The organism is Sediminicoccus sp. KRV36 (assembly GCF_023243115.1).
Taxonomy (GTDB): domain Bacteria; phylum Pseudomonadota; class Alphaproteobacteria; order Acetobacterales; family Acetobacteraceae; genus Roseococcus.
In genome coordinates this window covers 4,585,925-4,609,015 of the sequence record NZ_CP085081.1, presented here as the reverse complement: position 1 = coordinate 4,609,015, position 23,091 = coordinate 4,585,925, and the positions used below count along the sequence as shown (strand labels likewise).

Annotated in this window: 21 protein-coding genes, 1 pseudogene and 2 riboswitches; of the genes and pseudogenes, 15 read left to right on the top strand and 7 right to left on the bottom strand. The window is 64.9% G+C overall.

Annotated elements, in window-relative coordinates; all coding sequences use genetic code 11:
• Positions 1 to 143 precede the first annotated feature (143 nt).
• Both LHU95_RS21930 and thiS read right to left on the bottom strand, forming a co-directional pair.
• Positions 144 to 923 (bottom strand): SDR family oxidoreductase, encoded by a 780-nt coding sequence (locus LHU95_RS21930; protein WP_248709079.1) that lies wholly within the window; start codon positions 921 to 923, stop codon positions 144 to 146.
• Positions 924 to 957: 34 nt separating this feature from the next.
• Positions 958 to 1,938, bottom strand: a pseudogene (gene thiS / locus LHU95_RS21925) (sulfur carrier protein ThiS).
• A 96-nt stretch (positions 1,939 to 2,034) separates the two neighbouring features.
• A riboswitch (TPP riboswitch) is annotated at positions 2,035 to 2,145 on the bottom strand.
• 151 nt (positions 2,146 to 2,296) lie between these two features.
• Between thiS and aroQ the strand changes: the two are divergent.
• Genes aroQ through accC form a run of 3 tightly spaced genes read left to right on the top strand, consistent with a single transcriptional unit; the run spans position 2,297 to position 4,613 of the window.
• A complete protein-coding gene (aroQ, locus tag LHU95_RS21915; RefSeq protein WP_248709076.1) occupies positions 2,297 to 2,752 on the top strand; it encodes a type II 3-dehydroquinate dehydratase in 456 nt (151 codons plus the stop codon).
• A complete protein-coding gene (gene accB / locus LHU95_RS21910) occupies positions 2,749 to 3,234 on the top strand; it encodes an acetyl-CoA carboxylase biotin carboxyl carrier protein (RefSeq protein ID WP_248709075.1) in 486 nt (161 codons plus the stop codon). Before aroQ ends, accB begins: the two co-directional genes overlap by 4 nt.
• A gap of 38 nt (positions 3,235 to 3,272) precedes the next feature.
• A complete protein-coding gene (gene accC / locus LHU95_RS21905) occupies positions 3,273 to 4,613 on the top strand; it encodes an acetyl-CoA carboxylase biotin carboxylase subunit (RefSeq protein WP_248709074.1) in 1,341 nt (446 codons plus the stop codon).
• 12 nt (positions 4,614 to 4,625) lie between these two features.
• Here the strand turns inward: accC and LHU95_RS21900 are convergent, their stop codons facing one another.
• Positions 4,626 to 4,922 carry an antibiotic biosynthesis monooxygenase gene (locus LHU95_RS21900; RefSeq protein WP_248709073.1) on the bottom strand — a complete coding sequence of 99 codons (297 nt, stop codon included), beginning with the start codon at positions 4,920 to 4,922 and terminating at the stop codon, positions 4,626 to 4,628.
• A gap of 194 nt (positions 4,923 to 5,116) precedes the next feature.
• Here LHU95_RS21900 and aat point away from each other — a divergent pair, with 194 nt between their 5' ends.
• Entirely contained in the window at positions 5,117 to 5,785 is a 669-nt protein-coding gene (gene aat, locus LHU95_RS21895) for a leucyl/phenylalanyl-tRNA--protein transferase (protein WP_248709072.1), read from the top strand.
• Here aat and LHU95_RS21890 read toward each other — a convergent pair.
• A complete protein-coding gene (locus tag LHU95_RS21890; protein ID WP_248709071.1) occupies positions 5,769 to 6,290 on the bottom strand; it encodes a cytochrome b/b6 domain-containing protein in 522 nt (173 codons plus the stop codon). The genes aat and LHU95_RS21890 overlap by 17 nt on opposite strands.
• Positions 6,291 to 6,449: 159 nt before the next feature.
• Between LHU95_RS21890 and LHU95_RS21885 the strand changes: the two genes are divergently transcribed.
• Positions 6,450 to 7,373 (top strand): DUF429 domain-containing protein, encoded by a 924-nt coding sequence (locus tag LHU95_RS21885; protein ID WP_248709070.1) that lies wholly within the window; start codon positions 6,450 to 6,452, stop codon positions 7,371 to 7,373.
• Positions 7,374 to 7,394: 21 nt separating this feature from the next.
• On the opposite strand, the gene LHU95_RS21880 is transcribed toward LHU95_RS21885, so the two are convergent.
• Positions 7,395 to 8,057, bottom strand: a complete 663-nt coding sequence (locus LHU95_RS21880) for a flagellar hook capping FlgD N-terminal domain-containing protein (protein WP_248709069.1) — start codon at positions 8,055 to 8,057, stop codon at positions 7,395 to 7,397.
• Positions 8,058 to 8,076: 19 nt separating this feature from the next.
• A complete protein-coding gene (locus LHU95_RS21875) occupies positions 8,077 to 9,465 on the bottom strand; it encodes a flagellar hook-length control protein FliK (protein WP_248709068.1) in 1,389 nt (462 codons plus the stop codon).
• 634 nt (positions 9,466 to 10,099) lie between these two features.
• Between LHU95_RS21875 and flgE the strand changes: the two genes are divergently transcribed.
• From flgE to LHU95_RS21845, 6 genes are all read left to right on the top strand, one after another.
• The gene (flgE, locus tag LHU95_RS21870) at positions 10,100 to 11,377 is read left to right on the top strand and encodes a flagellar hook protein FlgE (RefSeq protein WP_248709067.1); all 1,278 of its coding nucleotides are present in this window, start codon (positions 10,100 to 10,102) and stop codon (positions 11,375 to 11,377) included.
• A gap of 80 nt (positions 11,378 to 11,457) precedes the next feature.
• Entirely contained in the window at positions 11,458 to 12,993 is a 1,536-nt protein-coding gene (locus tag LHU95_RS21865) for a flagellar basal body rod C-terminal domain-containing protein (RefSeq protein WP_248709066.1), read from the top strand.
• Positions 12,994 to 13,009: 16 nt separating this feature from the next.
• A complete protein-coding gene (locus LHU95_RS21860) occupies positions 13,010 to 14,086 on the top strand; it encodes a flagellin (protein ID WP_248709065.1) in 1,077 nt (358 codons plus the stop codon).
• A gap of 166 nt (positions 14,087 to 14,252) precedes the next feature.
• Positions 14,253 to 14,696: a flagellar biosynthesis repressor FlbT gene (locus tag LHU95_RS21855; protein WP_248709064.1), complete on the top strand. Its 444-nt coding sequence runs from the start codon at positions 14,253 to 14,255 to the stop codon at positions 14,694 to 14,696.
• Positions 14,689 to 15,444 carry a DUF1217 domain-containing protein gene (locus LHU95_RS21850; RefSeq protein WP_248709063.1) on the top strand — a complete coding sequence of 252 codons (756 nt, stop codon included), beginning with the start codon at positions 14,689 to 14,691 and terminating at the stop codon, positions 15,442 to 15,444. The genes LHU95_RS21855 and LHU95_RS21850 overlap by 8 nt, the downstream gene beginning before the upstream one ends.
• Before the next feature lie 550 nt (positions 15,445 to 15,994).
• Complete coding sequence (locus tag LHU95_RS21845; protein WP_248709062.1) at positions 15,995 to 16,987, top strand: AbrB family transcriptional regulator; 993 nt, start codon at positions 15,995 to 15,997, stop codon at positions 16,985 to 16,987.
• Here the strand turns inward: LHU95_RS21845 and LHU95_RS21840 are convergent.
• Complete coding sequence (locus LHU95_RS21840) at positions 16,979 to 17,683, bottom strand: hypothetical protein (protein WP_248709061.1); 705 nt, start codon at positions 17,681 to 17,683, stop codon at positions 16,979 to 16,981. The two genes, LHU95_RS21845 and LHU95_RS21840, sit on opposite strands and share 9 nt — an antisense overlap.
• Before the next feature lie 113 nt (positions 17,684 to 17,796).
• On the opposite strand from LHU95_RS21840, the gene LHU95_RS21835 reads away from it, so the two are divergent.
• The 4 genes from LHU95_RS21835 to LHU95_RS21820 all read left to right on the top strand — a co-directional run bounded on the left by LHU95_RS21835 (position 17,797) and on the right by LHU95_RS21820 (position 22,843).
• A complete protein-coding gene (locus LHU95_RS21835) occupies positions 17,797 to 18,999 on the top strand; it encodes a CoA transferase (RefSeq protein ID WP_248709060.1) in 1,203 nt (400 codons plus the stop codon).
• Positions 19,000 to 19,004: 5 nt separating this feature from the next.
• Positions 19,005 to 19,799 (top strand): enoyl-CoA hydratase, encoded by a 795-nt coding sequence (locus LHU95_RS21830; RefSeq protein WP_248709059.1) that lies wholly within the window; start codon positions 19,005 to 19,007, stop codon positions 19,797 to 19,799.
• Between the two features lie 122 nt (positions 19,800 to 19,921).
• Positions 19,922 to 20,560, top strand: coding sequence for an exopolysaccharide biosynthesis protein (locus LHU95_RS21825; RefSeq protein ID WP_248709058.1), 639 nt, complete (start codon positions 19,922 to 19,924; stop codon positions 20,558 to 20,560).
• A gap of 8 nt (positions 20,561 to 20,568) precedes the next feature.
• Positions 20,569 to 20,777, top strand: a riboswitch (cobalamin riboswitch).
• A gap of 122 nt (positions 20,778 to 20,899) precedes the next feature.
• On the top strand, positions 20,900 to 22,843 hold the full coding sequence (locus LHU95_RS21820; RefSeq protein ID WP_248709057.1) for a TonB-dependent receptor: 1,944 nt from the start codon (positions 20,900 to 20,902) through the stop codon (positions 22,841 to 22,843).
• Positions 22,844 to 23,091: the final 248 nt, after the last annotated feature.

Here is a 23,091-nt window from a genome sequence, read left to right as displayed (position 1 = left end):
CCGGAAACCCCGCCGAAAGCCCCCCGGGTGCTCAATGGGAAATGCCGGAAAGCCCCCAGGGATGGCAGGAGTGTTTCCGGCGCGGGGCAGGAATGCGCGCAGTGCATTCACGCGTGGCCGGAGGTGCTTATCCCCCGCGCCGCCTACAAGGTCCCAGGGTAGGAGCCGCCATCCAGCAGGATGCTTTGCCCCGTGGTGAAGCCCGCATGCGCCGAGCAAAGGAAGGCGGCGAAGGCGCCGAACTCCTCGGCCGTTCCGAGCCGCCCGGCCGGAATTCCGGCCACGGCACGGCGTTCCAGCTCCGCCACGTCCGCCCCGCCGCCCTTGGCCACCACATTCCAATTGCCGCGCACGCGATCCGTGTCGAAAGGGCCTGGCAAAAGATGGTTGATCGTCACGTTATTGGCCGCCACCCGGCGCGCCAGCGAAGCCAGGGCGCCGGTGAGGCCGGCCCGCGCACCATTGGAGAGCTCCAGCCGGCCGATCGGCATCTTCACCGAATAGCTGGTGATGTTCAGCACGCGCCCAAAGCGTCGCGCATTCATCGCCGGCAATACAGCGCGGATCAGCGCGATGGGCGTCAGCATGTTCGCTTCCACGGCGCGGCGCCAATCGTCCAACTCGAATTGCGAAAACTCACCCTGCGGCGGGCCGCCCGCATTGGTGATCAGGATATCAGGTTCGGGACAGGCGCTGAGCAGCGCGGCCCGGCCGGCCTCGGTCGTCACATCGCCCTGGACGGTGGTGACAGCGACGCCGGTCTCAGCGCGGATCGCCGCTGCGGTGGCTTCCAGCGCATCGCTGCCGCGCGCCGAAATCACCAGCGAAACGCCTTCGCGTGCCAAGGCAAAGGCGCAACCGCGTCCAAGCCCCTTGGAGGCCGCGCAGACAATCGCTGTGCGGCCCTTGATGCCGAGATCCATCCTGTTCTCTCCCTCTGCTGGCGGGGAGGCTAACCTAGCGGATGAGCCCCGTCATGGGGCTTGAGGCATCCGCCCTGTAGTCGCGTGGCATGCGCCCGGCGAGGAAGGCCGCCCGCCCGGCGATGACGGCATGCTTCATCGCGCCTGCCATGCGCACCGGATCCTGGGCGTGGGCGATGGCGCTGTTCAGCAAGACGGCATCGCAGCCAAGCTCCATGGCGAAAGCCGCTTCGCTCGCCGTGCCGATCCCTGCGTCCACCAGGACGGGCACCCGCGCTGCCGCCTTGATGGCGCGGATCATATAGGGATTCACGACACCCATGCCGGAACCGATCGGCGCGCCCAGCGGCATGATGGCCACGCAGCCCATTTCCTCCAGCCGCTTGGCCGCCACAGGGTCATCGGCGCAATAGACCATCACTTCAAAGCCATCGCCGATCAACGCCGCCGCCGCCTCGAAGGTCGCGGCCATGTCAGGGTAGAGAAAGGGCGGAGGACCCAGAACTTCCAGCTTTACCAGATTCCAGCCCCCCCCTTCGCGCGCCAGGCGCAATGTGCGGACGGCGTCCTGCGCGGTGAAGCAGCCGGCGGTGTTGGGCAGGTAGGTGTAGCGGTCTGGCGGCACGAAATCCTGCAGCATGGGGGCGTTGGGATCACTCAGATTGACCCGCCGCACGGCAACCGTGACGATCTCCGCCCCACTGGCAGCAATGCTGTCGCGGGTCTCCTCCAGCGATTTGTAGCGCCCCGTTCCGACGATGAGGCGAGAGTGAAAGCGCCGGCCGGCGACTTCCCAACTGTCTTCGGTCAAGGCTCAGCCACCCCCGATGAAATGCACGATCTCGATGGCATCTCCATCGGCGAGGCGCGTGGTCGTGTATTGGGAACGCGGCACGATTTCCAGGTTGCGTTCGACGGCAACCTTTCGTTCGGCGAGGCCGATCCTGGCCAGAAGATCTGTAACCGAGCTGCCTGGCGCAACCGCCAATGGCTCGCCATTCACCGTCAGGGCCAGGCCGGTATCATTTGGTTCCAAGAGGCTGGACATGGCGCGCGTCATCCCGAAGCAATGGAGGAGCCTTGCCCGGACGGGTGGATGGCGAGGCCCGGCGAACGGTCCCCTGCCCATCCCTTCGCCGGCATGACCCGGATCAGGTTCGAAGGGTCACCGCAGCCCCGCGGTATCTCAGCCCTTTGGATGAGGGCACCCCTTGGTGACTGAAACATAGGTCGCGGGCGGGCTTGCGGTCAATCATGGACGCCCGGGCACAGCCTGGTACGGCCCCGCCAGCTTCGGGGCCCGCGCTTGCCGCTGGAGTGGCATGCATGCTAGCCCGACACACTTCTGTATTTTGTGGCCATCCGGAACACCCATGAATCTCATCGCCGTCTTCAACGGCCCGAATCTCAATACACTGGGCACGCGCGAGCCAGAGAAATACGGCACGGCGACGCTGGATGATGTTGAGAATCTCTGCGCCGAAGCGGCCGAGGAACTCGGCCTTGCGATTGATTTTCGCCAGTCCAACATGGAGGGCGAATTGGTCTCCTGGATTCAGGAGTGCCGGGGGCGTGCCGCCGGGATCGTGATCAATCCTGCTGGCTACACCACAACCTCGGTTGCCATTCTCGACGCGCTGATCGCCGTCGGTCTTCCCGTGATCGAGGTCCATATCACCAATATTCATCGGCGCGAGGAGTTCCGGCAGCACAGCCTGGTCTCCAAGGCCGCCACCGGCGTGATCGCTGGCCTGGGCGTAGCGGGCTATGCGCTCGCGCTGCAGGCGATGGCGAGTCTCGTTGGCGGAAATGAGGATGAAGACGAATGACCAGCGGCATTCAGTTTGACGCGGACGCCATCCGCAAGCTGGCGGATATCCTCCGCGAAACCGATCTGACGGAGATCGAGCTCTCGGAGAAGGATTCGCGGATCCGGGTCGCCCGGATCATTCCGGCAGCACAGCCGAATTACTACGCGGCTCAGCCCGCGCCCACACCCATGCCCATGCAGGCGCCGATGCCGGCCGCAACGCCTGCGGCCGCCCCGGCCGATCCAGAAGCGATCGACCTGAAACATCCGGGCCTGGTGACATCGCCGATGGTGGGTGTCGCCTACCTCTCACCCGAGCCGGGGGCGGCGCCTTACATCAGCCTCGGCGCCAAGGTCAGCCAGGGGCAGACCGTCCTTCTGATCGAGGCGATGAAGACCTTCAACCAGATCAAGGCGACACGATCCGGCACGGTCACGCGGATCCTGGTGGATGCGGGCACGCCCGTCGAATATGGCGAACCGCTGGTGCTGGTGGAGTAGCCAATGGCTCCCGCCGCCCGCTACCCGAGGGCCAGACATTGAAGAAAATCCTGATCGCCAATCGCGGCGAAATCGCATTGCGGGTGCATCGCGCCTGTCAGGAAATGGGCATTCGCACGGTTGCCGTCCATAGCACAGCCGATGCCTCGGCCATGCATGTGCGCCTGGCCGATGAGAGCGTCTGCATCGGCCCTGCCTCGGCGCGCGACAGTTATCTGAACGTGGCGGCAATCCTCTCGGCCGCGGCCATTACCGGTGCCGATGCGATCCACCCTGGCTATGGCTTTCTCTCTGAAAATGCGCGTTTCGCCGAAATGGTGGAAGCCCATGGCCTGACCTTCATCGGACCCAGCGCGGATCACATCCACATGATGGGAGACAAGATCTCCGCCAAGGATGCGATGCGTAAACTCAATGTGCCGCTGGTGCCGGGCTCGCCCGGAGCGCTGGAAAGCTTTGAGGAGGCCCGCGCAGTCGCCGAGGTGATCAAATACCCCGTGCTGATCAAGGCGGCCGCCGGCGGCGGCGGGCGCGGCATGAAGGTCGCGCGCTCGGCCGAGGAGTTGGAAGAGGCTTGGCAGGTGGCTCGCACCGAAGCCAAGGCCGCCTTCGGCAATGACAGCGTCTACATGGAAAAATACCTCGATCGGCCGCGCCATATCGAGTTGCAGGTGCTGGCGGATACCCACGGCAATGTCGTGCATTTCGGCGAGCGCGACTGCTCCTTGCAGCGCCGCCATCAGAAGCTTGTGGAAGAGGCGGGGTCACCCGCGCTGACCGGTGCGGAGCGGGATGCGCTGGGTGCGCAGGTGACGGCGGGCCTCAGGCAGATTGGCTATCGCAATGCCGGTACGCTGGAATTTCTGTATCAGGATGGGCAATTCGCCTTCATTGAGATGAACACGCGGCTTCAGGTGGAGCATCCGGTGACGGAGATGCTGTGCGGCGTGGATCTCGTGCGGGAACAAATCCGCATCGCGGCCGGTGAGAAGCTGGGCTACGGCCAGCAGGATGTGACGTTCAACGGCCATGCCATCGAATGCCGGGTCACCGCCGAGGATCCTGAAACCTTCGCCCCCTCCCCTGGCAAGGTGACCACCTATCACGCGCCTGGTGGGCTTGGCGTGCGCGTGGATAGTGCGCTGTATTCGGGGTATTCCGTGCCTTCGCATTACGACAGCCTGGTCGCCAAGCTCATTGTCCATGCGCCAACGCGCCCTCAGGCGATTGCACGCATGCAGCGCGCCCTGGACGAGATGGTGGTGGATGGCATCCGGACCACGCTGCCCTTGCATCGCCGCATCATGGCCGATGCGGAGTTCCAGTCGGGCGACTACACGATCCATTGGCTGGAGCGTTTCGTCGCGCGCGGCCTCTGAACAGGATGCTGCCTAATCCAACGCGGCGACGGTGGTCATGGCGGGTGGGGCCTCCAGGCATTCATGCGTTAAGGCCAGGAACCGCCGCGTGCGATCGGTCGCCAGGTGATGCATCGCGGCCACTGGATCGACCCATCTTTCGATGAGGGTCAGTGCCTCGCGTTCGGCCTTATCCACCTTGTATTCAAAGGCCAGGCACCCCGGGTGGCGGCGTGCGGCAGCGGCGAAACGCGGGAGGGCGGAGAGCAGATGCTTGCGCCGGTCCGGCCGGACGCGGCCTGTCAGGGTGACGGTGATGTTCGGTCCCATCGATGAATCCTTGGATTGCCCAGAGCTACGATTGGCCTGCCATGCCGGATGCGTCGCCCAGGAGATTTTTTGCCCGGACGAGAGGGCTTCGATCCGGCGCAGACAAGCTGCTAGGGTGAGGGCGTGCAAACCTGGGCCAACGCCGTTCCGCCCTCTCTACCGCCGCTGCGCCCAGCGGTCATGGAGCCGCGCTGATGTCGCGGCGGCAGATGGAAATCACGCCTGAGCTCATGCTTCGGGCCTATCGCATTGGCCTGTTTCCGATGGCGGAAAGCCGGGATGCCCGCACGCTCTACTGGCTCGATCCTGAGCAGCGGGGCGTTATCCCGCTGGAGGGCTTTCATCTCTCGCGGCGACTTGCGCGGCGGGTCCGGCAGGCGCCTTACCGGATCACCGCCAACCACGCCTTCGCGGCGGTGATCGCTGAATGCGCCGCGCCGCGGCCAAGCTCGACCGATAGCTGGATCAACGCCGAAATCCGCGCCTTGTTCCTGGCGCTGCATGGCCAGGGGCACGCGCATTCCATCGAGGCCTGGGAGGGGGAGCGCCTGGTGGGCGGGCTCTACGGTGTCTCGCTCGGCGGGGCGTTTTTCGGTGAGAGCATGTTCAGCCGGGCAGATGATGCCTCCAAGATCGCGCTGGTGCATCTGGTGGCGCGGCTGCGGCTGGGTGGCTTCACGTTGCTCGATGCGCAATTCCAGACGGCGCATCTCGCGCAATTCGGCACGGAGGAGGTGCCGCGCGCCCTTTACAAGCAGATGCTGGCGGTGGCGGTCGAAACTCCCGCCCGCTTTATCGCCGAACCGGATGCGGCGTTGCTGGCTGCGGAAATTGAAGCCTTGCGCTCTACACCATCCGAATAAGCGTCCCATCCCGCCGGACCGCCTGATGGAAAATCACGGCGCAGATATGGGCGGCAAGAAGCGCCACGATGGCGAGGCCGAGCCACTGGTGCATCCACAGCAGGATATTCGCCAACCCCTCCCAGCTTGGCATGAATTTCGGCAGGTTGATGAAGCCGAGATAGGCCGTGGCGCCCTGCATGGGAAAGCCGAAGGCATTGGTGGTGAAGAAGCCCAGCAGCGGCTGCAGGATCAGGGCGCCGTAAAGGGCGTGGTGCACGCCGGTTGCGGCCATGCGCATGGGGGCCGGCAGGCTCGCTTCGACCGGCACGGGGTTGCGGATGCGATACCACAGCCGCAAGCCCGCCACGATCAGCAAAGTGAGGCCCGCGCTTTCATGAATGGCGTAGAAGCCCATCTTGCTGGAATCCTTGACGTGGCCGATCACGAAGCCGGTCGGTAGCGCAATCAGGATCAGCGCCACGGTGATCCAGTGAAACCACTTCGCCAACGGGGTATAAGCCATGCATGCCTCCATCCGTGCTGCGGCCCCAAGCCCGGAAGAAGGGCCGTGGCCGCTGTTGCGCGCCAAACAGCGGCCAGAGTGGTTTCATGCAGGGCACGCCCGCTCCGGCCTTCCGGGCATCCTGGCATGCGAATGATAGCCGCGCACGCTGATTGGTCCATGGCGCCCGGAAAGCGCTGGGCCGCCATTGCGCAGCGCCATGCGGCGGGTTGGCGCATGGAGGCGCCCCGCCTCGTCGGCCAGGTCACGCATTTCGCAGAAGCGCTGCGGGCCGAAGGTGTGCCGGCTGTGTTGGGTCTCGACCTGCCACTGGGCGTGCCCCGGCACTATGCCTTGCAGCGGCGCGAGGCTGGCTTCGTCGAGTTTCTGCTGGGCCGCGCAGGCGATGCGCGCTTCTTTGCCGTGAACGAAACGCTCGCCACGGTCAGCCTCGACGCACCCTTTTATCCCCAGCGTGGCGTGAAGGGCATGACCCGTGCGTCCCACGCAGCGGCGCTCGGCTTGCCGGATGCCGACGCCCTGCACCGCTGGTGCGACCGGGCGACCGCCAAACGTCCCGCCGGCGCGCCGCCCTTCTGGACGCTCGGGGCCAACCAATCCGGCAAGGCCGCCATCACGGCCTGGCGAGATTGGCTCGCACCTGCCCTCGCTGCCGGCGCGCCGCTAGACTTGTGGCCCTTCGCTGGCGGGCTGCACGGGTTGCTGCGGACGGGCAGGCTTGCCGTGGCCGAAGTATATCCGGCAGAGGCGCTGCGGCAGCTCGGCCTCAAGCTCCATGGCAGCAAGCGGGATCACGCCGCGCGCCTGGGTCTGGCTGAAGCACTTGGTGACGCATTGGCGCGGCTGCAGGTGACGCCGACGCCGAACGCCAAGGTGACGATCCGCGAGGGCTTCGGCGTAGATTCGGCTGGCGAGGACAGATTGGATTGCGTGCTGGGCCTGCTTGCGCTCATCGCCGTGCTGGACGGGGTGCGTGCGGATGCCGTGCCGGAGGATGACATGGTCCGGCGCTGGGAGGGCTGGGTTCTGGGCCAGAGCGATCCGCCGCTTTGGCCAGCAGGTCCATCAGCCGTTACAGGATAAGCCCGCCACGCCGCCGATGGCTCAGGAAGCGGCCAGGCCGCGAAGCTTGTCGAAGCTGACCGAAAGCGAACCAAGGCTCAAGCGCACCTCACCATCGCGCCGATCCACCGCGGTTGCGCGGGCGAGAACGCCGGCAGCCAGGGTGGTTTGCGTTCCATCCGCGCGGATGCCGCTGATGGCGAAGCGATAGGCGCCATCTGCCAATTGGCGTCCGTTATCGTCGCGCCCGTCCCAACTCCAGATGGCAGTGGCTGAGCCAAGACTGGCCTCGGCATTGCGCAGGACGCGGCCATTCGCATCGAGGACCGTGATCTGTGCGCGAATTGCCTCCCCGGCGGCGGGAAGCCGGAGCTGCGCCTGCCCGCCTTGCAGAGCCATGCTGTCGCTTTCCACCTCAACCACGCGGCCCATGAGAGGCGCGGCGGAAACCAGCTGGTTGCCCTGCTCCACACTGAGCAGCCGCTCCAGATTATCATTCACCTTGATCTGCTGCTCGACCGTTGCGAACTGGACCAGCTGCTGCGTCATCTGGTTGGCATCCATGGCATTGGTCGGGTCCTGGTTTCGCAACTGCGTGGTCAGCAGCGTCAGGAAGGTATTGAAATCCGCACCGATACCGGTGGAGTTGTTGCGAGGTGTGGCCGTGGTGGTGGTGCCCTGGGTCGCGCCGATGCTTCCGCTCATGGGGTCTCTCCTTGCTGGGTCAGATGTTGAGGTCAAGCAGCCCGCGCAGTGCTCGGGTGGGGGGTGGTTCGGCTTCCGGCTGGGCTGATGCTCGGCTGGCGGCGCGACTTGCCTGGCCTGGTCTGGCCTCACCCTGCTGGCGCTGGTCCGGTTGGCCAAATTGCGGACTCAGGGAGAAATCAATGCCTTTGGAATCCACACGCAATCCGGCATCGTTCAGGCTGCGATCCAGCTCCTGCCGGTCCCGCAGCAGCAGCGCGAGCGTTTCCGGGCGTTCGGCCATCACCCGCACGGAATGTGAATCCCCCTCCCGCTGGACGCGGATCTCGACGCGACCCAGCTCGACGGGGTCAAGGTTGAGCTGAAAGCCATTCGCATTGCCGGGCGTGAAGGCCAGCGCAATGGCGATCGGTGCAATTTGCCGCACCGGCATGGGCGCAGGCGGTGACGCAGGCGCCGCGGCCTCTGCCGGGCGCGCCTGGTGGGGCATGAGGGCTTCAAAGCCCCAGGCAAGGGTGGCGCTGGCAGTGATCGGGGGCGTGGGCGGCATATTGGGGCGGGCATCAGACGGCTTTGGCTCGCTGAGCGGGGGCGCTGGATCCTGGCTTGTCGCGCGCGGGCTCTGTGTGTCGGCGGCTGGCTCCTCCGCTGCGGCGTGGGGGATCGACGCGTCCTGGCCAGCCCCCTGTCCTCCGCTGCGTCTGCCGGCTGCATCCGAGGCTCGCGGAGACGGTGGTGATGCGGCGGAGACCGGCTCAACCGGCTCCATCTTGCCTCCAGCCTGCGGTGCTGGGTTGGCGCTGCGGTCTGCCGCCACAGCTGGCAAAGGGGGCACTTGGTCCGGCGCCTCGACCACGCTCGGCGCGACGACACTTTGCGTTCCAACCGGGCCGGCCGGGAGGGGCAACAACTGTGTGGGAGCATATTGACGCCCGATCTCCGCCTGTGGTGGTGGGGCAGAGGTCGGCAGTCCTCGCGGCTGCTCAGCGGGGGCGTTCAATGACAAGGTTGGGGGAATTTCGCTGTTGGCGAGGATGGGCGCGGGTCCAGCTTGTTCCGGCGCTTCCCCAAGCCATTCCGCGGGATCTTCCGCAGGCGCCTCGCCGAGAGCTTCCTTCTGGCGCTCATCTGGCAGCACGTCGTGAGGCTCCATCCGTTCGACGGCCTGATCGCTGGTCGCCGCGATGCCCACTTCCAGTGGTGAAGTCACGGCCGCTGTGATCTCTGCCTCGACCTGTGGGGCTGGGTCGGTCGCCTGCAAAGGGCTGTTCGCGCTTAGCAGAGCAGGCAGGGGCGACTGAAACTCAGCCGGCGATGCCAGGGGCGCTTCCGTATGGGCCGAGGGGAACTCGGCCTTGGTCAGGCCTGCCCCAGACGCGACCACTTCATGCAGGGTGGCAGCCGCCATCAGGCCGGGGGAGGCTGGCGATGCAGGTGTAGATGCCGGGAGAGCGCCACTGGTCGCCGCAGCAGACGGCAGGATAGCAGCGGCCTCAAGCTGCGCCAGCGGAACACGTGATTCCGGGGTTTGTATCTGTGCTGCCGCGGGAGGGAAAAGCGGGTTGGAAGCGGCTGGGACCGATGGCGCGAGCCCGGATGCGGCCGTGACGGACGACGGTACTGCGGCGCTCACAGTCGCCGCCACGCTTCGGTTCAGTGCGTCCTGAAACCCCGTCTCAGCGCCGGATTCCGGTGGCGCGGCAGGGGGGCTTACCAGGCTCGGCGTTGGGCTTGCCGCAGGCGCCAAGCCGATGGAATAGCCGCCATCCATGCCAATCACCCCCCAGAGGCTGAGTGGCCGGACCCCATTGCCCGTTCCTGATCCCGCGCCTTCCTGGAGCCCACAGCAAGGGCCGGGCCAAGTGGAAAGCCAGGAGCACTGGGCAATGCCCGCCCTGCACGCGGCAGTTCTGATCTCCTCGCGGCAGATTCTGCCCGGCTGAAGCTCCGAAATCCTGGCATGCATCCTGCGAGGCGCAGCGCAGCCCTGCATCTCGGGGCGGCCGCATCCACGCAACCCCCCAGGCAAGGGAGTCCTCTCTATGTCGCTCTTTGGCGCGATGACCACGGCGATTTCAGGCCTCAACGCGCAATCGCGCTCGCTGGGCCACATCTCGGACAACCTGGCCAATAGCCAGACGACCGGCTTCAAGCGGATTGACACGAATTTTCAGGATCTGATCACACAGTCCAGCGCCAGTTCGCATTCACCAGGCTCGGTGATGGCGCGGCCGGATTTCACGAACACGGTGCAGGGAACAGTGGAGCAGAGCGAAAATCCGCTCGGTCTCGCCATTGGTGGGCAGGGCTTCTTCAGTGTCGCTCAGGCGCGTGGCGCCGTTGACGGCCTGCCGATCTTCGATGAGCGGCAATTCTACACCCGTGCCGGTGATTTCCGGATGGATCGTGATGGCTATCTGGTGAATGGCGGCAACTACTTCCTGCAGGGTTGGCCCCTCGATGCAAACGGCGTGGTGGACCGCACCACGCTGGAGCCCGTACGGGTCAGCCAGCAGGTGTTCAATCCCATCGCGACCTCCAATATCGAGATCTCGGCCAATATCCCGGCCATCCCTCCACCCGCCACGGCCATCGATGCCAAGAGCTTCAGTACACAAATCCAGGTTTATGATCAGGTCGGCACGCGCCACGCGGTCACCCTGACCTTTGCCCAGATGACGGACGGCACGCCGCGGGGCTGGAACATGACGATCACGCCGAATCCTGTTGCAGGTGGCATCGATATTCCGCTGATCTTTGGCCAAAATGGCAGAATAGAAAGCTTCGACGGTCTGACCGGCACGCCGAATACGGCGGTTGATTATGCCTTTGAGATGGATTTTGGCCTGGGCAACCAGCCGATCTCACTGAACCTCGGCCGCTTCAATGTGGCGCAGGGTATCACGCAATATGCGGGCAAGGATTTCTCGCTCCGCAACCTCTCGCAGAACGGCGTGCCTCCGGGTGCCTATTCAGGGTTGGCCGTGCGCGAGAATGGCGACATCGCGGTGAATTACGACAATGGCCAGTTCCGCATCGTGGCGCGTGTGCCGCTCGTTGCCTTCAGCGATGCGGACAACCTGCAACGCCTGGATGGCCAGGGCTTCATGCGCACCATCGAAAGCGGTGAGGCGCAGGTCACCGACGTGGCAAGCAATGGCGTGGGCAAGCTCGTGGTTGGCGCGCTGGAGAAATCCAACGTGGATATCGGAACCGAGTTCACCAAGCTGATTGTCGCACAGCGCGCCTATACGGCGAATACGAAGGTGGTGACCGCCGCGGATGAGATGCTTCAGGACACCATCAACATGAAGCGCTGACGCGCTGGCCGTGAGCCGCATTGGCGCGCTTTGGGCGCTTCATCTTTCGTCAATGGGCGTCTCGATAAGGTGAACCAACCATGAGCCTCGATCTTGCCCTGGGAATCGCCAAGAGTGGGCTGCAAGCCACGCAGCGCGCCTTGGCGAATGTCTCGCAGAATATCACCAACGCCGATACGCCTGGCTACACCCGCAAGACAGGTGCAGCGGAATCGCGCACGGCAGCCGGCATGCCGCTCGGCGTGCGACTCGGCGATGCACGGCGTGAGGTAGACCAGGCGCTGCTCAACGAACGTGACGCGCGCGGCGGCGAGGCCGCAGCGGCTGGTGTGCGGGAGCGCCTGCTCTCAGGAATTGAAGCCATGCATGGCAGCGCGGCCGCCGGCGAGAACCTGGGGGATACGATCGCCGCCCTTCGGACCAGCCTCACCGGGCTCCGCGCTGCGCCTGGTGAGGGCGGCCTGCAGCGCGATGCGGTGAATGCTGCACGCAACGTGGCATCCCGCTTCCAGGATGTGGCGGGCGCGGTCACCGACGCTCGGCAGCAGGCGCATGATGGCATGGTCCGTGAAGTGGCGCTGGTGAATGCAGGTTTGCGTGACATCGCGCAGCTGACCATCGGCATTCGTGGCGACCGCTCGCGCGGACTTGGCACAAGTGGCCTCGAGGATCAGCGGGACCAGGCCCTGGCCAAGCTCTCCGAGAGCCTGCCCATCCATGCCCTGCACCAAGCGGATGGTGGGCTGGTACTGCTCTCCAAGAGTGGCTTCGCTTTGCCGCTCGACCCGGATGGCGATGCCATTTCTGCGAGCATGGCTGATCTTGGCCCCAGTTCCTTTCATGGTGGCGGCGGCGATATTCCTCCTATCCTGCTTGGTGGCACGGATATCACCCGGCAGTTGGGCGGGGGACGGCTCGGTGAATATGTGGCGCTGCGCGATACCACCTTGCCGCGCTATCTGGCGGAGCTTGATCTGGCCGCGGCGACGCTAACCACGCGCTTCGATCAGCAGGGGCTGCGCCTGTTCACCGGACGTTTTGGGGAAGTTCCCGATGCCACCCTACCTTACAACGATTCGACCAGCGGGCAGATCGGTTTCGCGCTGCAGATTCGTGTGAGCGATGCCGTTGCGGGCAATCCTGCCCTCATGCGGGATGGCACCCAGGCGGTGGCCGAGACATCGGGTGGTCCCAGCGCCTTCAACCCCAACCCGGCAGACGGCCCTGCGGGCTTCGCGACATTGCTGGACCGCATTCTTGATCACAGCCTGGGTGAGACCGTGCGCGAGGGGGTGGAGTGGCCACCCATCGCTTCCGGCGGGATCGGACCCGATGGCAGCCTAAACTCTCCTTTCATTCCGCCGCGCTCCATCGGCGATTACGCCGCCACCCTGACCGGCTTGCAAACCGGTGACCGCGCGGCAGCCAGTGCCGCGCGTGAGCGCGCGGAGGGGCTGAGGGTCGGCATGGATGCGCGCTTCCAGCGTGAATCCGGCGTGGATCCTGATGCGGAGATGGCCGCGTTGATTCGCCTGCAGAACGCATACGCAGCCAATGCGCGCGTGATGAACACCGCACAGCAGATGTGGGAACAGCTGCAAAGCATAGGACGATGAAGGGGGTTGATGCGTCATGTCGAGCATCGAGATGTTCACCCGGCTGACGGGTGAAACGGCCCAATTGCGCGCGCGGCTGGACAACTTCACACGCCAGGCGACGAGTGGGCTCAAGGCTGAAAAGATCGGCGATCTCGCACCGGAAATCCCCCGCGCCGTCTCCCTGCGTGGCGAGATTGACCGGCGCGAGGTTTATGGCAGGGCAATGGACCAGTCCCTGGGCCGCACGGCCGTGATGCAGGATAGTCTGGAGCGTTTGACCGATATCGCCCGTGAGTTTCGAACCAAGGCGGCGACGCGAATCTCTGCCGGCGATCCGGGTTCGTTGATGACGGTGCAAAGCCACGCGAGGGCAGCGTTGAGTGAGGTTGCGCATCTGCTCAATACCCGCCATGCCGGTGAATACCTGTTCGGCGGCAGCGATCTCAGCCGGCCACCCATCCCCAATCCCGAAGGATTGGCGACGGGGCAGATGGCGCAGGACATCGCGACTGAAATCGCGGCGCTGCCGAGCCAGGGGGTGGCCGTGACTGTGGCCGCCACGCGCAGCATCGCGCAGAGCAATGCGGCAGGCGTCACGCCCTTCTCGGACTTCCTCGCCGCCGATGCTGGATTGCCCTCCACCGACCAGGAGGCGCGTCGTGGCGTGCCCGCGGCAGATGGGCAGATCATTGGCTACGGCATCGTAGCCAATCGCAATGCCGAGGTCGTCAGCATGGGTGAGACCACGGGCAGCTGGGCGCGCGACCTGATGCGCAACCTGATGAGCCTGGCTGCGCTGAAGCCCGAGCAGATGACCGACCAGGCAGTGTTCGACGGGTTTGTCGCCACGCTGCGTGATGGTTTGTATTCGGCCGAGCTCGCGCTCGGCGAGGAAGCCGGGGCCCTTGGCAATGTCGAGGCTCGCATGGAGGCGACGCAGCGGCGGCACGATGATCTCTCCGCCGCGCTGGCCCAGCAGCTCTCCTCCATCGAGGACGTGGACGTGGCCGATGTGCTGACCCGCATGCAAGCAACGCGCAATGCGCTGGAAGCCAGCTACCGTGCCATCGGATCGCTGAGCGGGCTCAACCTCGCAAATTTCCTGCGCTGAACGGACCCGTCTTCAAGCGACATTAACCGCGCCCCTTCAGTATGGCCGCATGTCCGGAGAGCCCGGGCATCGGAGGAACGGTCCGGAGCCATGAGGGCCCGCGCCGACCGCCCCTCCTCCACGAGGGGCGCCTTTCCTGCCGGACCGAAGCTGAAGGGAATAAAACATGTCCACGCTGGTGTTGGAACTTCGCCAGGGCGATCTGATGGTGGTGAACGGTGCGCCGATCCGCTTTCGCAATCGCACACGGATTGAACTTGCGGCGAAGGCACGCTTCCTGTTCGGTAAGCAGATCATGGCACCCGAAGGCGCCAATACACCAGCACGCCGCATCTATTTCGCGCTTCAGACCGCCTACATCGGCACGGATGAGGAGCGTGCCCCCGGCCTCGCTTCTGCACGCGCCCTGATCGTCGAATTCATGGAGGCCACAACGTCGGTTTTGGTGCGGGAGATGCTGGCCCGCGCACTGGAGGCGGCCGAGGATGATGATTGCTATCTGGCGCTGAAGATTGCCCGCCGGGTGATGCGCCATGAGGAGGAGGTTCTGGGGCTGGCCCCGCTGCCGGCCCCGCGCCGTGATCCCACGGATGGGCTGAACCATGGCTGACGCGGCCGGTGCCGTCGCCGCCTTTCGCCGCATGCTCAAGCCGGGCGAGGAGGAGCGGGCACTCGGCCGGATTGCCACTGAGCCGCAGCAGAAGCGTGTGATGGAGCAGTTCAAGCGCGCCGTCGATCGAGCGCCTGACGTCAGAGCGGCGCTGCGTGATCCGCGGGTCTTGCAGGTGGTGACAGCCGCCTTGGGTATTCCCGAGGGGGCGGGGCAGCAGGGGCTTGCCACACGTGTCCTGCTGTCCGACCTGGCGGACCCAAAGAGCCTGGCCAACACCATTGGCGATAAGCGCTGGAAATCTGCCGCCGAGACGATGCAACTCGCCACCCGGGGCATTCAGGCGCTGCGCGACCCGCAGGTGCAGGCGGGGCTGGCGGATGGATTGCGGCGCGCCCAATGGAACCGGAACCTGGAACAGGAGCAGCCGGGCCTCGGTGATGCCATCCTCTTCAAGGACCGCGCGCCGGCGGTGAATAACAGCATCTACGCGGTCCTGGGAGACCCCATTCTTCGCCGTGTCGTGACCGGCGCGCTGGGCATCCCGCAGGAACTCGCAATTCAGTCGATCGAGGCGCAGGCGCGCGCCGTATCCGCACGACTGGATATCAGGAAGCTGGAAGATCCCAAGGAAGTCCAGCGCCTGGCCGAGCGCTACCTGATGAACCGCGCGAACCAAAACAGCACGGCAAACGGCGCGGATATCCTGGCGCGATATGGCTTTCCCTCGGGCGGCTTTAACATCTGAGCTTCGCGAATGCCGCAATAGCGTCCGGTTGTCAGGTCTTCTTGGCGGACCGATCCGGCCACCCTGGAGGGTTCAACGCCTATTGACAGGGGCCCCGGTGCGCTGGGCGTTACGATAGGCCTGCAATTGAGCTTCGCTGGGCGCGCTTCGCTCTACCTTGCCGCCTGAATCAAGGAATTCCATGACAACCACGCCCAGCGCCGGATCCAGGCGCAACCTCGGATTGGGACCGATTGGTGGCGGCTTGGGGGTTGTTGCCGCCGGCTGCTCGGCGGCGCGGGGCGGAGGGGTCGCTGGCAGACCCGTGGGGAGGTAGGTGCCGATGGGCTTCATACGCTTCGCTCTGCTTCATTAAACGATCCATCCCAGAAATCATGACGGGAGTTAACGCTTGATGAAGCCCGATGAACCCTGACGAAGCTGGTGATGGATCCGTGCGGCATGGCCGCATCGGCGCGGGTTTGACGCATGCTGGCACAATGGTGATTCTGTTCCCCGCGTGACCCTCTCTCCCTCCCTTGCCCAGCATCTGAAGACTCTGGCGGCAGCGATGGCCGGCGGCGCAGTCTTTTCGTTGCTGCACGTACCACTCGCCTGGATGATCGGTGCCATGTTCGGCACGGCAGCCCTGGCGTGGTTCCAGCCCGTGGCTGTTCATGCAGCAGCGCGGCCCGCCTCGCTCATCGTCATTGGGCTGGCCTTTGGGCAGACGTTTTCCGGGCCAGTGCTGACCGCCCTGCTGGGGGCCGCCCCTGCCATCCTGATCGCGGGGTTGCTCTCCATCCTGGCCGGTATCGCGACCATCCCGATCTTCACGCGGCTGGCCGGCACGGATGCGCGCACGGCCTACTTCGCGACAATCCCGGGTGGCGTGATTGTCATGGCAGTGCTGGCACAGCGCGAGGGCGCGCCGCTCGCACCGGTGACGCTCGCGCAGACATTGCGTGTGCTGGTGGTGGTGCTGGTCATGCCGCCCACACTCTCGGCCATTGCGCCGCATGGTGATTTCAGTGCCTTCGTGGCGCCTCGCCTCGCGTTTGACGCCTGGGGTCTGGTTGCGATGCTGGCGATCGGTCTGGTCGCGGCGCTGGTGATGCGGCGCACCGGCATTGCCAATCCCTGGATGATCGGCCCGTGCTTCCTGGCGATTACAGCCGCCGCGTTCAACCAACTCCCCTCTGCCGTCCCCGGCTGGTTGATTGATGCCGCGCAGGTGGGGATGGGCGCGGGGCTCGGGCAGAAGATGACGCGCGATTTCCTGTTGAGCTCGCGCCGGCTCATGCGCGCAGCGCTCATCTCCTCTCTGTTGCTGTGCCTGTTCTGCACGGTGTTTGGCGCGGGCCTCGCCTGGGCCACGGGCTTGCCGCCCTCCGCGGTGATGCTGGGCATGGCGCCCGGTGGCATGCCGGAAATGGGTGTAACGGCCAAGGCGTTGGGGGTGGCGGTGCCATTGGTGCTTGGCTTCCACCTGACCCGCACCTTGATGTGCAATTTCCTGCTGGGGCCCATGTATCGTGGCTTGGTTCGCCTGGGGTTACGCTAAGGTGCTCCATTTTCGCCAGGCGCGGCGGCCGCTGTAGAAGCCGAAGAGCAAACCGCCGACCAGCGCGGCGAGCGGCATGATTGTGAAGACGACGCCCATCGCAAAGGCGCCTTCCATCTGCGACATGCCGAAGATCTCGCCCAACGCGCTCGCCAGGAACACAGAGGCAACTGCCGAGACGACGCCAGCCACCACAAAGCCGCCCAGCCCGGCCTGGAGTGCACCGCCCAGCCGGCTCGGCATGATCCCTTGAAAGCCGCCCAGGAGGATGGCGGGCAGCACGCCGAGAGCGATGACGGTCCACATCACCCCCTCCGAAGAACGCAGTGACGCTGGCAGAAGAAACTGATCCACCAGAAAATAGATACAAATGCCAAGCGGCAGGCCGAGCAGACCGCCCAGCGCCATGCCAAGCAACCCGCGCCCCCACGAACCACCGCGGCTGCCCTCGGCCCCTGGCGCCGCATGCGGCTGGCCAGCTTGCCCCCGCAGCGCCAGCAGGCGGTGGTAGAGCGCGTCGGGATTCAACGGGTTGTCCTGCTCAAAGGGCCAGGTCTCGATCAGTTCCCGAAATTTCTCCGCTTCCCCCGGGCCGATGCGTGCATGAAGGTCGCGCACCAGGGCATCCATCGTGGGGCCGAAGATTTCGGCTTTTTCGACAATGATGGCGTGATACCGATTTTGGCTGGGGCGCACCGGACGTATCCTCCAAGCTGCGCAGTATCGTGCCAGCTTCGAAGAGCTTTTGGCCAGCCGGGTTCCTGCTCTGCGCAATCCCCGTTAGCCTAACAATAGCTTTGGAGGAAACCATGCCCGATGTCAGTGCGAAGGCCGGCACAACGCTGCCTCTGAGCGGGCTGCGCGTGCTCGACCTGACGCTGGCCCGCGCCGGCCCCACCTGTGTGCGGCACCTGGCCGACTGGGGCGCCGACATCATCCGCATCGAGCCGCCGGGCAATAATGACGGCTTCGGTGGCGCGCGGGATGGCTTTGATTCTGTCAATCTGCACCGCAACAAGCGCGGCTTGGCCATCGATTTGAAGCACCCCGATGGGCACGCGGCCTTCCTGCGCCTTGCCGCCACGGCCGATGTCGTGGTCGAGAACATGCGCATGCAGGTGAAGCATCGCTTGAAGATCGACTACGAAACGCTCGCGGCCATCAATCCACGCCTTGTCTATGCGTCGATTTCCGGTTTCGGCCAGACCGGGCCGTATTCGACGCGTGGCGGCGTGGACCAGATCGCGCAGGGGCTGGGCGGCCTCATGTCCATCACCGGCGAACCCGGGCGCGGGCCGATGCGCGTGGGCATCCCGATTGATGACCTCACCGCGGGCAATCTGCTGGCGATGGGCGTGATAATGGCGCTTTATGAGCGCGAGAAGACCGGCAAGGGCCGCTGGGTCCATACCTCGCTGCTGGAGGCGCAGGTCTTCATGCTCGACTTCCAGGCCACGCGCTGGTTGCAAAACGGCGAGATCGCGGGGCAGGCCGGCAATGACCATCCGGTAAACACGCCGATGGGCGTCTTCCCGAGTGCCGACAAGCCGATCAACATCGCCGCCTCCTCGCCCAAGCTCTGGGCCGTGTTTTGCAAAGTCGCAGCGCGCGAGGATTGGCTCGAAAAGCCCGAATGGAAGACCGCTGAAGGCCGCACCGCCGACCGTGCCGCGCTGAACGCCGCGATCGGCGAGGTGACGCGCCAGAAGCCCAGCGAGACCTGGATCGCGTTGCTGGATGAGGCGGGCATCCCCTGCGGCCCGATCAACAACATCAGCGAGGTCTTCGAGGACCCGCAGGTGCAGCATCTGGGCATGGTGTGGGATGTGCCGCATGCCAAGCTGGGGAAGGCCGGGGTGGTGCGCACGCCAATCAACATCGAAGGCCACAAGCCCGGCATCCGCCGCGGCGTGCCGGGCCTGGGCGAGCATGCCGACGAGATCCTGGCGGAAGCCGGGCTGAGTTCCGAAGAGATCACCGCCTTGCGGTCGAAGAAGGTTTTGGGAGAGTGATTGAGATGCAGTTCGCCGATGGAAAAATCCTGGCCCGCAGCGAAGGCGGCGTGGGCACGATCGTCTTCAACCAGCCCGAGAAGCGCAACGCGATGAGCATCGCGATGTGGGACGGCATGGCCGAGGCGCTCGACCTCTTCGCCGCCGATCCCGCCGTGCGTTGTGTCGTGCTGGAAGGCGCTGGCGGCAAGGCCTTCGTCTCGGGCGCCGATATCAGCCAGTTCGAGAAAAGCCGTTCGGATGCCGATGCGCAGCGGCAATACAACATCAAGACGAGCCATGGCCGGGATAAGCTGGCGAACTTCCCGAAGCCGGTGATCGCGAAGATCCAGGGCTTCTGCATGGGTGGGGGCTTGGGCATCGCCATGTCCTGCGACATGCGCATCGCGGGTTCGGGCAGCGAATTCGGCATTCCGGCAGCGAAGCTCGGCATTGCCTATGGCTTCGACATGGTGAGCAACCTGGTCGCACTCGTCGGTCCCGCGCATGCGCATTTCATCCTGATGACAGGCGGACGACTTGAAGCCTCCGAGGCGGAGCGCATGGGCCTGATCAACAAGCTGCATCCGGCTGAATCGCTGGATGCGGAGGTCGCGAAAATCACCGCGACCATTGCGGTGAATGCGCCGCTGTCCTTGCGTGCCAACAAGCGCACCGTACGCGCCGTACTGGCCGATCCTGCCGGGCGGGACATGGCGGCCATCGCGGCCGATCAGGATGCCTGTTTTGACAGCGCGGACTACCGCGAGGGCCGCCGCGCCTTCATGGAGAAGCGCAAGCCCGCCTTCACCGGGGCGTAACGCCCTGGTGTCGCGGCAAGACGTCTTGGCGCAAACATTTTGCTGGATTCGTCGCAATATCCCGGTAGGGTCCGGGTCATGCGCAGGCGTAAAGCGCATGGGAATGTCACAAGGAAAGCGTTTTGGACGGAACGGCGCAAACCGCGACTGAACATCAGGATGAACATCTCGCGCCCATCTCGCGCATTGTCACCGAGGTGGCGGCACAATTCCCCGGTGCCAGGATCACGCTGGGCGAAATGGCGGAGGCATTTGGGGACCGTGCTTTTGGACTGTTGATCCTGCTGCTCTGCCTGCCGTCATTGCTACCAGGGATGGCTTCGGTCTTCGGCATTCCCATGCTGATTCTCGGCGCGCAGATGGGGATGGGGCGGCGGGTGCCGAAACTGCCGCGATTCATCGCCCGCCAGTCCATCAAGCGGGAGGATCTGATGCGCCTCTCGGGTGCCTCTGGCTCTTCCTGGATCAAGCGCGTCGAGCAGTATGTGAAGCCGCGCCCTGGCTTCTTTACCGGGCCGACCGGCGACAAGATCGTCGGCTGGCTGACGGTCTATTGCGCGGTCATGTTGATTTTGCCGGGACCCGGCACCAACGGTCCGCCGGCCTTTGGCAACATCATCATGGCGTTGGGCGTGGTCGAAGCCGATAACCGCGTGATCGGGATCGGAGCGGCCTTGACCCTGCTCGGCAGTCTGTTTGCCACCTTCGTGATCGGCGCATTGATCTGGGTGGGAATACAGGCTCTTGGCTGGATGGTCTGATTGAGCCTACACTCACGTCACGTGAAGGTGACCCGATGAGGGTTGAAACGGGAATGCGTGAAGTTCTGGCCTTCGGGCTGGATAATCCGCGGCTGCCCCCGCAACTGTAGGCGGCGAGCGCTGGTCCATACGCCATTGCCCCCAAATCCGGGGTGAGAAGGCGGGCCAGGGCGTTGACCCGCGAGCCAGGAGACCGGCCTTCGCAGAGTTGTTCTCGCGCGTACCGGGCGGGGTGCACCGGTGCCACGGACTTGTTCCGTTTGCGAGCTCGGCGCCAGCCGTCGGGCGGGGCGAATGCCCTGCTCGGCATGTCGTCATGCGCAACACGGGGAGCTTCCCATGCGCCGTATTCTGCCCAGCACCGCCGCCATCCTGGCGTTGGTGACGCCTGCCTTGGCGCAAGTCGCCATCCCTGACACCATCGTGACGGCCACTGGCGTGCCCACCGCGCTGGAACGCGTCCCTGCCTCCATCACTGTCATCAATCGCCGGATGATCGAGGAGAATGGCTTTGCCAATCTCGCGGAAGCCCTGGCGAGCGTCCCTGGCCTTCGTGTCGCGCAATCGGGCGGACCGGGGCAGCAGGCCAGCGTGTTCATGCGCGGCAATTCCAGCCGTTCGACCCTGGTGCTGATGGATGGGGTTCCGGTCAATGACCCCTCCGATGCCAATGGCGCCTTCAACTTCGGCAATGAAACGCTGTTCGATATCGAGCGGATCGAAGTGCTGCGCGGTCCGGCCTCCTCGCTCTATGGCAGTGCGGCCATCGGCGGCGTGATCAACCTCGTGACGCGTCGGGCGCCCGCGGACCGGACCGTGATGCCCTATGGCGAGGTGGCTGGCGGCTCACAGAACACCTTGCGCCTGGGCGGCGGCGTCGCCGGCACGGTCGGCGCCTTCGACTACCTGGCGAGCCTCAACAACATCTCGACCCAAGCCTCCAATGCCACTGCCTCCCGCTTCTTCCGCACGCTGGGTGAGCGGGATGGCTTCAACAGCACCAATGCGACGGCGCGCCTGGGCTACACGCCGATCGAAGGGACCCGGCTGGAAGGGCTGGTGCGCTGGCGGGAGAACCGCATCGGCATTGACAGCGTGCCGCGTGACGATCCGAACTATACGGGCGATGACCGGCGCTGGCTGGGCCAGATCCGTGGCGAATCGCGTCTGTTTGATGGCGTTTGGACAACCGGCCTGCGCCTCGCCGTTACGCAGGATCGCCGCACCTACTCCAACCTGCCTGATATCCTCAGCGCAGCCCGCACGCAGGATTACTACAGCGGTACCCGCCAAAGCGTGGATTGGGGCAATGTGGTGCGGTTGCCCAGTTTTGGCCCCGCGACGGAGGGCGCGGTGACCTTCGGCGTGAACTATGCGCATGAGGATGTGACGAGCTATGCCGGCAATGTGCCCTTCCGCTCCTCCGTTGCGGCCAAGCAGGATACGACGGCCGGGCATGCCGCCGTGCAGTATCGCTTCTGGGATCGGCTCGATGTCACCGGGGGCGTTCGCTATGACAGCGTGAGCAGCTTTGTGGGCTATACCAGCTGGCGTGTGGGCGCGGTGCTGGCGGTGCCTGAGGCAAATATGCGCATTCGCGCCTCGGGTGGAACGGCGTTCAATGCGCCCTCGCTGAACCAGCGCTTCGGGATCATCGGCAATACCTTCCGGGGGAATCCCAATCTGCGCCCAGAGACCAGCATCGGCTACGAATTCGGTGCGGAGATGGATATTCCCGCGTTCGGGCAGCAGCGCTTTTCGACAGTCGGGTTCACCTTCTTCCAGTCGCGCGTGACGGATCTGATCAACTTCAATGCGCAATTCAACTCACTGACGAATGTTGCCAGTGCCAATCTGAAAGGGGTGGAGCTTGTCTGGGCATTGCGCCCAGCAAGCTGGCTGACAACGGAAATGGCCTGGACCATCACCGATGCCACGGACGGCCAAACAGGGCGCGTTCTGCCGCGGCGGCCGGAGAGCGTCGTGAGTGCCCTGGCGAGGATCGAACCCATCGCTGGCCTGGTCATCACGCCGCAGATCTACTTCACGGGACGTTCACCGGAAGGCGCCTTCGCCACCTATCTGAACAGCGGGGCGAGTGTCAGCTCACCGCGCAACAACAAATCGGGCACGTTGTTCAACCTGACGGCGAGCTATCGGATTACCCCGCAGATCACCGGCTTTCTGGAGGGACGGAATTTGACGGACAGCAAATGGGAGCCGGTCAACGGCTTTCAGACGCCGGGGCGGAGCGCGATCATCGGGACCCGTTTCGCGTTCTGATCGCGCCGAGCTGGGAGGGGCGCTCCGGGTGGATGTGACCGCCGGAGCATGAGCCATGGGGGCGCTGCGCTGGATCGCAGCGGCTGCGCCCTCTGTCAGCAGCGAGCCCAGCTGGTTGGGTCGCGGCGGATGCGCGTCGGTGGAGAGTTGGAGCACTTTTTTGCAGGCGCGGTGGCAGCTCAGATGCCGAGGTCGGCTATCACACCCACGAATATTTCGATTTCTGGCATGGCACTGCCGGGCACTAT